Source organism: uncultured Bradyrhizobium sp., from assembly GCF_936943645.1.
Lineage (GTDB): Bacteria > Pseudomonadota > Alphaproteobacteria > Rhizobiales > Xanthobacteraceae > Bradyrhizobium.
This window is the reverse complement of the sequence record NZ_CAKZJO010000074.1, coordinates 1-10,791: the sequence shown is the minus strand read 5'-3', so window position 1 is coordinate 10,791 and position 10,791 is coordinate 1. Positions and strand designations below refer to the sequence as shown.

The window sequence follows — 10,791 nt, the reverse complement described above, 5'->3', positions numbered from 1 at the left end:
TCGCTTCGCGACCGACCTCTCCCCGCAAGCGGGGCGAGGTGAAGTTACCACTCACGTCGTCCGGAACTGCAGCACGCCGTCTTTCGTCTCGGCCGTCAGCCGGCCCTCGACGATCATGTAGTTGACGTGGGCGACGAGTTCGCCGGCGGCAAAGCCCATCTGGTGTTCGTCGAGCACGTGCTTGTTGAAGACGACAGGCACCAAAGCGCGCGAGGTCTGCGGCACCTCGCGGCAGGCTTCCGCGATCAGGCGGCAGCGCTCTTCGTGATGGTCGGCGAGCTGCTTGATGCGGGTCTTCAGCCCGTAGAACGGCACGCCGTGGCCGGGCAGCACCAGCACGTCATAGGGCAGCGTGGTGGTGAGGCTGGCGAGCGAAGCCAGATATTCGCCCAGCGAGTTCTGGTCGGGCTCCACAGCCCAGACGCTGACATTGGGCGAGATCTTGCTCAGCACCTGGTCGGCGGACAGGAACAGCTTGTCGTCGGCGCAATACAGCATCACCTGGTCGAGCGCGTGGCCGCCGCCGGTGATCACCTTGAAGCGGCGCGTGCCGATCACGACGTCCTCGCCGTGGGAGATGCGGCGGTAGGACGGCGGCAGCACCGAGACGCGCTTGAGATAATCCTGGCCGCGGCCGAGCAGCTTCTCCGTGAGCGACTCGTCCATGCCGTGACGGCGGAAAAACAGCCGCTGCGCTTCCTGGCGCTCCGCAGTGCCGCGGTTCTGGTGATAGACCGATTGCAGGTATTCGACCTGCGACATCACCAGCGGGCAGTTGAAGCGCTCGACCACCCAGCCCGCAAGCCCGACATGGTCGGGATGGGAGTGGGTGACGATCAGGCGGGTGATCGTGATGCCCTTCAGCGGTCCGTCGAACAGCTTGGTCCAGGCCTCGATCGTCTCCTCGTTGCCGAAGCCGGTATCGACCATCGCATAGCCGTCGCCGTCGGCGAGCAGGTAGATGTTCACGTGGTTGAGGCGGAACGGCAGCTTCAGCCGCGCCCACAGCACGCCGGGCCTGACCTCGACGATCTCGTCGTGGCCGGGATGCTGTTCCCAGGGATAGCGCAGCGCTTCGGCGGAGGACTGAGCCGTGTCGGTTTTCGCGTTCATGCTACCGGCTTAAACCCAGCGCGCGCGGGGCGCCAGCCGAAAAAGGGCGGGCCATGGCCTGCGCATGGCGGTCATACCGGCAGTTTTCCGTGGCCCGGACGAAGCGCCGTCCGGGCCACGGGACGGCGCTGCTACGCCGCCCGCATGTTGTTGAGGAACGCGTCGATCTCTCCGCGCAGCATATCGGCTTCGCGGCGGAGCGCGTCGGAGGCGCCCAGCACCTCATTCGCTGCCGCGCCGGCTTCGGCGGAGGCGGTGGAGACGCCGACGATGTTGCTGGAGACCTCGCTGGTGCCGCCGGCGGCATGCTGGATGTTGCGGGCGATCTCGCGCGTCGCCGCGCCCTGCTCCTCGACCGCGGCCGCGATCGTCGTGGTCACGTTGTCGATCTCGCCGATGATGCGGCCGATGCCCTGGATGGCGCCGACTGCCGACGTCGTGATCTCCTGCATGCTCGCGATCTGGGTGCGGATCTCCTCCGTCGCCTTGGCGGTCTGGCTGGCGAGGCTCTTCACCTCGGAGGCAACCACGGCGAAGCCGCGGCCGGCCTCGCCCGCACGCGCCGCCTCGATGGTGGCGTTGAGCGCGAGCAGATTGGTCTGCGAGGCGATGGTCTGGATCAGGTCGACCACGACGCTGATGCGGCTGGCGCTGTCGGCAAGGCTCTGCACCGTCGTGTCGGTGGCGCCGGCTTCGTCGACCGCCTTCTTGGCGATCGCGGCCGAAGTCACGACCTGCTTGCTGATCTCCTCGATCGAGGACGACAGCTGCTCGGTGCCCGAGGACACGGTCTGCACGTTGACCGAGGTCTCCTCGGCGGCGGAGGCCACCGCGTTGACCAGCGCGTTGGACTGGTCGGCAGTGGTCGACATGCTCTGCGCGGTCGACTGCATCGAATTGGCCGACTGCGCCAGATTGTCGAGCGCGGCACGCACCGTGTTCTCGAATTCGGCGATCTTCGCTTCCATGCGCGCGGCGCGCTCGGCCTTGGCGACACGGTCCTTGTCCTGCTCGCCGGCGAGTGCCCGCGCTTCGATCATGCTGTCGCGGAACACGGTCAGCGTTTCCTTCATCACGCCGATCTCGTCGTTCTGCCGGGAGCGGACGATCTCGGTGTCGAGATCGCCGGCCGACAGCAGCTGCATGGCGCGCTGAAGCTCGCGGATGCGGCGCAGGATGTTGCGGCCGACATAGAGCCAGACGAACAGCGCCGAGCCGACCAGCATCAGGGAGCCGAGCGCCAGCATCACGGTCGTCGCCAGCGAGGTCTCCTGCTGCGCCTGGGAGGTCGAGGTGTTGGTCTCCTTCTGCACGCCGTCGACGAGCTGCTGCACGCTGATGCCGAGACCGACATTGAGCTTGCGCGTCTCGTCCAGGATGGTCTGGCCGTAGTCGATGGAGTCGAGCTCTTTCTCACGCAGATTGAACACCCCGGTCTTGCCGGCGCCGAGCGCGAGCAGCTTTTCCGCCGTCTCGCGCAGCATCTTGTTGCCCTGATTGTCCGGCAACAGATCGAGGTTTGAGCGCAGGCGGCCCTGTGCCGTCTTGAATTCTTTCTGGATGTCGTCGAGCTTGTCGCTCGTGCTCGCCGACAGCGCCGCGCTCATGTCGGCAGCGGCGAGATTGCCGCTGGCGACGACGTTGCCGAGCTGGCCGACGGTCTGCGCGGCGTCGCTGGCATCCGCGGCCGACAAATCGGCCGAGCCGAGAATGGCGTTGACGCGGGTCTGCGCGTCGAGCATCGCCGGGCTGGCCGCGCCGACGAAGGCGCCCTGCGCGTTGCGCAGCGCATCATACTGTTTCTCATGAAGCGCGGCGATGTCCAGCCGCTCGCGGGCGGCCTTGGTGAGGCTCTGCGCCGCCTCGTTGATGCTCTTCATGGTTTCGCTGAGGCCGGAGACGACGCTCTTGTCGCCGCCGAGCTGGATGATCTCGGTGAGCTTCTGCTGCGTCTGCTCCTGCAATTCCCGGAGCTTCTTGGTACGCTCGTTGAGGGCATCCTCGCTCTGCGCCGCGAGCAGGGCCGGTCCCTGGGCCGCAAGACTCGCGCTCAGCGCCGACAATTGCAGGCTGGCGGCGAGGCGTGGAATGTCCCGCCCGCTCAGCTCGGTCATGCGTCCGCCGAGATTTTGCAGCGCCAGGCCCGCGCCGGCCGCGATCACGAGGCCCATGCCCGCGATCACCGCGAAGGCTGCGAACAGGCTGCCGCGCACGCCCCATGTCGGTAGTTTGAAGCGAGGCAGAAAACGGCCCAAACGGCCAAGCCCCAGACGGATCGCCATCGAAAATTCCCCCAGCTCTTGCTTATCTTTGTGGCCGGCAGTATCGGCACCGCCGGTTAAGAATTCGCAATCTCCGCAAAAGCTTGTGGTCGTTCCGCAGGGCGAAAAAAGAACGGCCGGCGAGATCGCCGGCCGCATCGTCATGGTAAAGTTGGAGTAACCGATCAGTAGCGCGCGACGCCCGTGCTGGCCCAGTTGAAGCGGTAGTTGACGCCCGCCTTGATGGTGTGGTCGTCGGTGGTGAAGCTGCCGGTGCCCGTGAGCGGGCCGCCGGTGAAGCTTGCGTCGCCGAAATTGTAGTACTGGTACTCGGCCTTGGCCGTCCAGTTCGGAGCGAACATGTATTCGAGGCCGGCGCCGACGGTGTAGCCGTTGGTGTGATCGCCGGTGATGACGAAGGCGGCCGGCACGCCGCCGACGGTCACCTTCTCGTTGTTGTCCGAATAGGCGTAGCCGCCCTTCACGTAGACGAGGCCGGGGCCCCAGGTGTAGCCGACGCGGCCGGTGATCGAGCCGAGGCCGCGCTGGTCGTTGGTGTAGGCGATGCCGCCCGGAAACACGGCGCCGACGCTGCCGGAGAGCCAGGAATACTGGCCCTCGACGCCGACCACGAAGTTCGGGTGGAACTGCCAGTCCGCACCGACCTGCACGCCGCCGAGGAAACGGCCGTTGCCGTTATTGCCGGTGGAGAGGCCGTTGAAATTGTTGTCGCTGGAGAACGCGCCGCCGACATGGCCACCGACGTAGAAACCGGTCCAGTTGTAGATCGGTGCGGCATAGGCTGGCGCGGGCGACTTGTAATAGTTGCGGTTGCCGAGATCGGCACCGACGGCCGGCGCAGCCGCGCCCACCGCGAGCAGCGCAACGGTCGCAAACAGAATCTTCTTCATGGTCTTGAACTCCAACACTCAATGTCCCCGGTCGGCGCGCTTTCCGCGCCGCGTTGGTTTTGCAGATAGCTCGCTTTTGACGAAAATGCTGTCACATGCATGGCACAGCGGCAGCCAACCTAACTTATTGGGCTGCAATTGGTTTTCGTGCTTAATGCCGGCTTAAGAAATGCTGAAGGAAGGCTTAACGGGGCAGCGTTCGCGTAACTTCCATGCGCGCTTCGTTAACCAAGACGCCGGCGCGCCTCGTCCCGCATCTGCTGGCGGAACGCTGCGCGCTTTGCAGGACGATCTTCCTCGCGCACGTCATGGCGATCGAAGATGTCGAACTTCTCCAGGATCGGATAGCGCTCGCTCGCCATCGCGAGCACGCGCAGCACCTTGGTCGCCGACGGCGAAGGGCCGCTGACCTCCCAGCGCCGGATGGTGTCGCTGCCGCCCTTGTCCGGCAATCCGCAGAGCCTTGCCATATCGGCCGCAGTGAGCTGCCGCTCGAGGGCATCGGAAAGGTCGGCGCGGAGTTGCTTCAGTTCGGGGCCGGTCATGTCGCCTCAATGCGGGAAGTCCTTGAGGGCAATGCACTAGCGCTGATTCGGGTCCATCCGAAGGCGGGCCGCGCGCGACAATCTCATCGGCGTCCCGCCAGCGCGACGCAATCGACCTCGATGTCGAACGGCCCTGGCCATGACGGGACATGCACGAAGATGCGCGCGGGCGCCTCGTTTCGGAAGTAGCGGGCGTAGACCTCGTTGAACGCGGCGAAATGCGCGGGGTCTGGCGTGCAATAGACGTTGCACTTGATCACCTCCGCCAGCGACGATCCTGCCGCTTCCAGGCAGCGCTGCATCTGATCCAGCACGATCTCGGCCTGTCGCGCGAACGGCAACGGCCTGACCTCGCCCGTCTCAGGATCGAACGGCGGCAAACCGGACAGATAGACCAGCCCCTCGGCGATGACGACCGGATAGATCGGGCCTTTGCGGCGGCGCTCCAGATAGCTCGATATCGGCTCCACGCGGATTCTCTTCATATGGCCCTCCCGGTTTGCGGAAGCCACGGTAGGGCGCCCTCAGGTGCAATGGTTCGGCCGCTGCCGAACCATTGCCGTTGCCGCGCCCAGGCGGGCGCGATACCGTTTCGCCATGGTCGCAGCGGCAAACATGGTCGAGGTGGCGGCGCTGGTCGGCGATACCGCGCGGGCCACGATGCTGGCGGCGCTGATGGGCGGACAGGCCCTGACTGCGAGTGAGCTCGCCTCACGTGCGCGAATATCGAAATCAACGGCGAGCGGACACCTCGGCAAGTTGGTCAATGCGCGGTTGCTCGATGTGACGCAGAAGCGGCGCAACCGCTATTACCGTATTGCTTCGCCTCTGGTTGCCAGAATGCTGGAAGGCATCAAGGCCGTCGCAGCGATCGAGGTTCCGCAACGTTACCAACCTCGCTCCATCGGCGATGACCGGCTCCGCTTCGCGCGCACCTGCTACGACCATTTGGCCGGCCATCTGGGCGTCGCGATCGCCGATGCTCTCGTCGCCGAAGGGCACATTGTCCTCGCGGAGGACGGCGGCGAGGTGACGGTATCAGGGATGAACTTCCTCTCCGCATTCGGCGCGGCACTGGGACCAAAAGCCGGAGGCAGGCGAATCTTCTGCCGTCCCTGCCTCGACTGGAGCGAGCGGCGCTATCATGTTGCCGGTCACGTCGGCGCGGAGATACACCGTTGCTGTCTGGAGCGCGGCTGGCTGAGGCGGGATCGCGACTCTCGAATCGTGCGCGTCACGCCCGCCGGTCAGGTCGGCTTGCGCAAGGCGTTCGGCATCGACTTGCGCGGCAATCCCGCCCCGGCACCTTCCCCCGCGCACGGAGTTATGAAGAAGCGCCTCTGGACATCGCCCGGTGAATGATCACATGGCAAAAGGGGCCCCCAGCGACTGAGGGATCAGCCATGAGAGGCATCAAACTGGCCATTGCCGCACTCGTCACGACCGGGTTGCTTGCCGCGCCCTTTGCAGCTGAGGCGAAGAAGGCCCGGTCGAGCCGGCACTACACCACTGGCGCGGTGGCTCCGAATTACGGTGCCTCGCCCGCGGCGCAGCCGGCGCCGTCCTATGGGTCGTCCGGACGGTCGGTCGGCACGGTTACGGCGCCCTCCGTCGGGTCGTACAATTGGCCTTCGGTCGGCGTGACCAATTCGGTTCCGACCTGGAGCAACACCACGCGATAGAGCTAAATGCCCCGGCGGGCCTGGTTTCCGATCACGCAGCGCCATGCGGCCAGTCGCTCGGCCGGATGCTGGTTCATCCAGTCGGCGAGCTGCGGGGCGCCCATCAGGCAGGACTGCACCGAGACCTCGGCAAAATCCGAGCTGGTGACGAGTTGCTCGTGACAATTGCTCGGCGAAGCGAGGCTGCAGAGAACCGCGATGATCTTGATCACGACCGGTTGCTCCCCTCGCCGGCGAACGTCCGGCCCATCGGCGTCTTGTCGTGATCCTCGCCGGCCGGATCAGCCGAAGGGAAGATGCTGTCGTAGATGGCGCGCGCTTCCTGGATGAGGCGCACTCGCTCGCGCTCGGACTTCGAGACAAATCGTATGACTTCGCCCATGTCGGCTCCGTGTCAATTGCTGCCCGTCATCAGATGACGTCAATCATTTCATTGCGATCTATGGCGCCGCCTTCGCCTTTGAAGTGGCGTCGCCAATCACGAGTGAACAAAAGCCCGTGACCGCACCGGGCGTCCCATCACATCCGACGCCTCGCTGCGACGGGTTGAGAAGCCGCTCATCCACTTCATATTCGTTGCAAGGCTCTTGTTCGTTGCAAGCTCTTGGCCAAGCGAGCGGATGCCGGTGCCAGCTTGACGCCTTGCCGTCGCCAGCAAGGATCATTCCGTAAAGCAAATACGGCTGGGTCAAATATGTTTCATGACCGATGGTCGCCAAGTTTTTGGAACCATCCCGAAACTTGGTGATCCCTTGGGGGCACCACTTCATGCCGCCGGTGCGCGCTCTTTCCGTCCCGGCACCGCCGCCAGCAGTTCGCGCGTGTAGGCATGCTCGGGTGCGGCGAACAGCTGCGCGGTCGGCTTCAACTCGACGATGGCGCCGCGCTGCATCACCGCAATGCGGTCGCAGATTTGCGCGGCGACGCGTAAATCATGGGTGATGAACAGCATTGAAAGGCCGAGGCGTGCCTTGAGGTCTTCGAGCAGCCTCAAGACCTGCGCCTGCACCGAAACGTCGAGCGCGGAGACGGCCTCGTCCGCGACGATGATCTCCGGCTCGAGCGCGAGCGCGCGCGCGATGCCGATGCGCTGGCGCTGGCCGCCGGAGAATTCGTGCGGATAGCGTTCGAGCGCGCCGGCATCCAGGCCCACCATCTTCAGCAGATCGCGGGCGCGGTCGAACGCGATCCTCGGATCCGTGCCAGCCGCGATCGGGCCGTCGGCGATGATGTGGCCGATCTTGCGCCGCGGATTGAGCGAGGCGAACGGATCCTGGAAGATCATCTGGATGCGGTGGCGCTCGGTGCGCAGCGCCTTGCCGGTGAGCGAGGTGAGGTCGGTCTCGCCGATCCGCACCGTGCCGCGGTCGGCCTCGATCAGCCGCATCACGAGGCGCGCCACCGACGATTTTCCGGAGCCGGATTCCCCGACGAGGCCGAGCGTCTCGCCCTTGAAGATGTCGAAGTTGACCGCGCGCGCGGCATCGACGCGGCGGTCCTCGCGAAACCAGCCGCCTGAGGTCACATAGGTCTTGTCCAGCCCGATGACCTCGACCGCTTTGGCCTGGTCGTCGAGGGGCTCGCGTGCCGGCGGGTCCATCGACGGAACGGCCGCGAGCAGCGCCTTGGTGTAGTCGTGCTGCGGCGCGTTGAAGACCGACGCTGCGGGCCCTTCCTCCACGACCTTGCCGTGGCGGAGCACCACGACCTGGTCGGCAATGTCGGCGACCACGCCGAAGTCATGGGTGATGAACATCACCGCCATGTTGCGGTTACGCTGGAGGTTGCGGATCAGCTTGAGGATCTGCGCCTGCGTGGTGACGTCGAGCGCGGTGGTCGGCTCGTCCGCGACCAGCACGGCGGGCTCGAGCGCGAGTGCCATCGCGATCATGGCGCGCTGGCGCTGGCCGCCGGAGAGCTGGTGCGGATAGGCGCGGACGATGCGTTCGGGATCGGGCAGGCCGACCTCGCGCGCCAGCGACAGGGCCTTGGCGCGCCGCTCCTTCGGCGTCAGCAGGCCGTGCGCCTCGAACATCTCGGCCATCTGGTCGCCGATCCGCATCAACGGATTGAGCGCGGTCATCGGCTCCTGGAAGATCATTGCAAGCCTGCGGCCGCGCAGATCGCGCCAGCCGTCGTCGTCGAGCTTGAGCAGGTCGCGGCCTTCGAACTGGATTTCGCCTGAGGTGACCGAGACCGTGTCAGGCAGCAGGCCCATCAGCGCATGCGCGCACATCGATTTGCCCGAGCCGGATTCGCCGACGACGCAGACGATCTTGCCGGGCCGCAAATCGAGCGAGACGCCGTCGACCGCGAACGGGCGTTCGGCGCTCTTGGGCAGCGCAATCCGCAGATTCTTGATGGAGACGGCGGGCGGGGCGGTCATCAGCGGCCCTCCCGCGACAGGCGGGGATTGAGCGCGTCGTTGAGGCCTTCGCCGATCAGGTTGAGGCCGAGCACCGAGATCAGGATCGCGACGCCGGGAAATACGGTGATCCACCAGGCCTGCCGGATCACGGTGCGGCCCGCGCCGACCATGTAGCCCCAGGAGATCAAATTGGGATCACCAAGGCCGAGGAACGCCAGCGAGGATTCCAGCAGGATCGCGGTCGCCACCATCAGCGAGGCCAGCACGATCACCGGCGACAGGGCGTTGGGCAGGATCTCGCGCAGGATGATCCAGCTGTTGCTTTGACCGGTGACGATCGCCGCTTGCACATATTCGCGCGTGCGCAGCGACAGCACCTCGCCGCGGACGAGGCGGGCGACCGGCGGCCAGCTCACCACCGCGATCGAGGCCACGATCGAATAGATCGAGGGCTGCAGGATCGCGACCAGCACGATCGCCAGCGCGAAGCTCGGAATGGTCTGGAAGAATTCGGTGAAGCGCATCAGGGCGTCGTCGACCCTGCCGCCGAAATAGCCGGCCATGGCGCCGATGGGAATGCCGACCACCAGCGCGACCAGTGTCGAGACGAGACCGACCAGCAGCGACACGCGTGCGCCAAAGATCATGCCGGCGAAGACGTCGCGGCCCAGCGCGTCGGTGCCGAGGGGCACGGTCGACAGCGTGAAGGGCGGCAGGAACGGCCGCTGCACCATGCGCCAGGGCGAATTCGGGAACAGCATCGGTCCGAACACCGCGATGGCGATCGCGAGCAGAAGGATGATGAGCCCGATGACGCCGCTCGGGCTTCTCAGCATCGATTTCCAGAACTGTTTCATGAGGCGAATTCGATGCGCGGATCGACCAGGCGGTAGACGAGGTCGGTGATGAGATTGAAGATCAACACCATGGCGGAGCAGATCACGAAGACGCCGAGCAGCAGATTGTAGTCGCGCTGCAGCAGCGCGTCGTACATCAGCCGCCCGATGCCGGGCCAGGCGAACACGGTTTCGGTGATGACGGCGCCGCCGATCAGCGTGCCGGAATGCACGCCGGCGAGCGTCACGACCGGCAGCAGCGCGTTGCGCAGCACGTGGCGGCGCTGGATCACGGCGTCGGAGAGCCCCTTCGCGCGCGCGGTCTTGACGAAGTCGAGCCGCTTCACCTCCAGCATCGAGGCGCGCGTCATCCGGGTGTAGGTCGCCATGAAGAACAGGCCGAGCGTCATCGCCGGCATGATCAGGTGCTTTGCGACGTCGACGGCGTGGGAAAGGCCTGTGAGGTTGGCGCCGACCGTCTCGTAGCCGAAGCTCGGCAGCCAATCCATGGTGACCGAGAACAACAGGATGCCCATCAATGCCACCCAGAAGATCGGCATGGCGTAGAAGATCAGCGCGAAGATGGTGATGGCGGTGTCGAGGAACGTGCCGGCAAATCGCGCGGCAAACGTGCCGAAGAGAGTGCCGAGCATCAGCGAGATCGCGAAGGCGGTCAGCGTCAGCAGCAGCGTCGCCGGCAACCGCTCGCCGATCAGCTTGGCCACCGGCGCCTGCTGGCGGAAGGAGAAGCCGAGATCGAGGCTGACGACGCCCTTGACGTAGATGAAGAGCTGTTCGGGCAGCGGCTTGTCGAGGCCGAACTTCTCCCGGAGCTGCTTGACGAAGACCTGGTCGGATGCTCCGGCCTCGCCGGCCATCACGACCGCGGGGTCGCCGGGCGCTAGCCGGATCAGGAAGAAATTGAGGACGACGATCGCGAGCAGGACGATGACGCCCTTGAGGACACGCTGGGCAACGAAGGAGAGCATAGTTAGAGCGACGCTTGTTTGACTTGAAAGCCACCGCGACGACGGTGCGCTCCCTCTCCCGCTTGCGGGGGAGGGCTGGGGAGGGG

Annotated in this window: 12 protein-coding genes; 2 read left to right on the top strand and 10 right to left on the bottom strand. The window is 65.5% G+C overall.

The window, feature by feature from the left end:
• Positions 1 to 51: 51 nt before the first annotated feature.
• The 5 genes from Q0743_RS20275 to Q0743_RS20255 form a co-directional block, all read right to left on the bottom strand.
• Complete coding sequence (locus tag Q0743_RS20275) at positions 52 to 1,113, bottom strand: MBL fold metallo-hydrolase (RefSeq protein ID WP_298243265.1); 1,062 nt, start codon at positions 1,111 to 1,113, stop codon at positions 52 to 54.
• A 131-nt stretch (positions 1,114 to 1,244) separates the two neighbouring features.
• Entirely contained in the window at positions 1,245 to 3,395 is a 2,151-nt protein-coding gene (locus Q0743_RS20270) for a methyl-accepting chemotaxis protein (RefSeq protein WP_298243264.1), read from the bottom strand.
• Positions 3,396 to 3,559: 164 nt separating this feature from the next.
• A complete protein-coding gene (locus tag Q0743_RS20265) occupies positions 3,560 to 4,285 on the bottom strand; it encodes an outer membrane protein (RefSeq protein WP_298243263.1) in 726 nt (241 codons plus the stop codon).
• Positions 4,286 to 4,509: 224 nt separating this feature from the next.
• On the bottom strand, positions 4,510 to 4,830 hold the full coding sequence (locus Q0743_RS20260; protein ID WP_298243262.1) for a hypothetical protein: 321 nt from the start codon (positions 4,828 to 4,830) through the stop codon (positions 4,510 to 4,512).
• A gap of 83 nt (positions 4,831 to 4,913) precedes the next feature.
• The gene (locus Q0743_RS20255) at positions 4,914 to 5,315 is read right to left on the bottom strand and encodes a RidA family protein (protein ID WP_298243261.1); all 402 of its coding nucleotides are present in this window, start codon (positions 5,313 to 5,315) and stop codon (positions 4,914 to 4,916) included.
• Between the two features lie 112 nt (positions 5,316 to 5,427).
• Here Q0743_RS20255 and Q0743_RS20250 point away from each other — a divergent pair, with 112 nt between their 5' ends.
• Both Q0743_RS20250 and Q0743_RS20245 read left to right on the top strand, forming a co-directional pair.
• The gene (locus Q0743_RS20250; protein WP_298243260.1) at positions 5,428 to 6,192 is read left to right on the top strand and encodes a helix-turn-helix transcriptional regulator; all 765 of its coding nucleotides are present in this window, start codon (positions 5,428 to 5,430) and stop codon (positions 6,190 to 6,192) included.
• A 41-nt stretch (positions 6,193 to 6,233) separates the two neighbouring features.
• On the top strand, positions 6,234 to 6,512 hold the full coding sequence (locus tag Q0743_RS20245) for a hypothetical protein (RefSeq protein ID WP_298243259.1): 279 nt from the start codon (positions 6,234 to 6,236) through the stop codon (positions 6,510 to 6,512).
• 2 nt (positions 6,513 to 6,514) lie between these two features.
• Here the strand turns inward: Q0743_RS20245 and Q0743_RS20240 are convergent, their stop codons facing one another.
• From Q0743_RS20240 to Q0743_RS20220, 5 genes are all read right to left on the bottom strand, one after another.
• Positions 6,515 to 6,724 (bottom strand): hypothetical protein, encoded by a 210-nt coding sequence (locus Q0743_RS20240; protein WP_142251277.1) that lies wholly within the window; start codon positions 6,722 to 6,724, stop codon positions 6,515 to 6,517.
• Positions 6,721 to 6,894 carry a hypothetical protein gene (locus Q0743_RS20235; RefSeq protein ID WP_298243258.1) on the bottom strand — a complete coding sequence of 58 codons (174 nt, stop codon included), beginning with the start codon at positions 6,892 to 6,894 and terminating at the stop codon, positions 6,721 to 6,723. The genes Q0743_RS20240 and Q0743_RS20235 overlap by 4 nt, the downstream gene beginning before the upstream one ends.
• Positions 6,895 to 7,278: 384 nt before the next feature.
• On the bottom strand, positions 7,279 to 8,898 hold the full coding sequence (locus Q0743_RS20230) for an ABC transporter ATP-binding protein (protein WP_298243257.1): 1,620 nt from the start codon (positions 8,896 to 8,898) through the stop codon (positions 7,279 to 7,281).
• Positions 8,898 to 9,737, bottom strand: coding sequence for an ABC transporter permease (locus Q0743_RS20225; protein ID WP_298243256.1), 840 nt, complete (start codon positions 9,735 to 9,737; stop codon positions 8,898 to 8,900). The genes Q0743_RS20230 and Q0743_RS20225 overlap by 1 nt, the downstream gene beginning before the upstream one ends.
• Positions 9,734 to 10,705 carry an ABC transporter permease gene (locus tag Q0743_RS20220; RefSeq protein ID WP_298243255.1) on the bottom strand — a complete coding sequence of 324 codons (972 nt, stop codon included), beginning with the start codon at positions 10,703 to 10,705 and terminating at the stop codon, positions 9,734 to 9,736. Before Q0743_RS20220 ends, Q0743_RS20225 begins: the two co-directional genes overlap by 4 nt.
• Positions 10,706 to 10,791: the final 86 nt, after the last annotated feature.

Coding starts and splice junctions, on each gene's coding strand:
- Q0743_RS20275 (WP_298243265.1), bottom strand. CDS start 1,113: ATGAACGCGAAAACCGACACGGCTCAGTCCTCCGCCGAAGCGCTGCGC.
- Q0743_RS20270 (WP_298243264.1), bottom strand. CDS start 3,395: ATGGCGATCCGTCTGGGGCTTGGCCGTTTGGGCCGTTTTCTGCCTCGC.
- Q0743_RS20265 (WP_298243263.1), bottom strand. CDS start 4,285: ATGAAGAAGATTCTGTTTGCGACCGTTGCGCTGCTCGCGGTGGGCGCG.
- Q0743_RS20260 (WP_298243262.1), bottom strand. CDS start 4,830: ATGACCGGCCCCGAACTGAAGCAACTCCGCGCCGACCTTTCCGATGCC.
- Q0743_RS20255 (WP_298243261.1), bottom strand. CDS start 5,315: ATGAAGAGAATCCGCGTGGAGCCGATATCGAGCTATCTGGAGCGCCGC.
- Q0743_RS20250 (WP_298243260.1), top strand. CDS start 5,428: ATGGTCGCAGCGGCAAACATGGTCGAGGTGGCGGCGCTGGTCGGCGAT.
- Q0743_RS20245 (WP_298243259.1), top strand. CDS start 6,234: ATGAGAGGCATCAAACTGGCCATTGCCGCACTCGTCACGACCGGGTTG.
- Q0743_RS20235 (WP_298243258.1), bottom strand. CDS start 6,894: ATGGGCGAAGTCATACGATTTGTCTCGAAGTCCGAGCGCGAGCGAGTG.
- Q0743_RS20230 (WP_298243257.1), bottom strand. CDS start 8,898: ATGACCGCCCCGCCCGCCGTCTCCATCAAGAATCTGCGGATTGCGCTG.
- Q0743_RS20225 (WP_298243256.1), bottom strand. CDS start 9,737: ATGAAACAGTTCTGGAAATCGATGCTGAGAAGCCCGAGCGGCGTCATC.
- Q0743_RS20220 (WP_298243255.1), bottom strand. CDS start 10,705: ATGCTCTCCTTCGTTGCCCAGCGTGTCCTCAAGGGCGTCATCGTCCTG.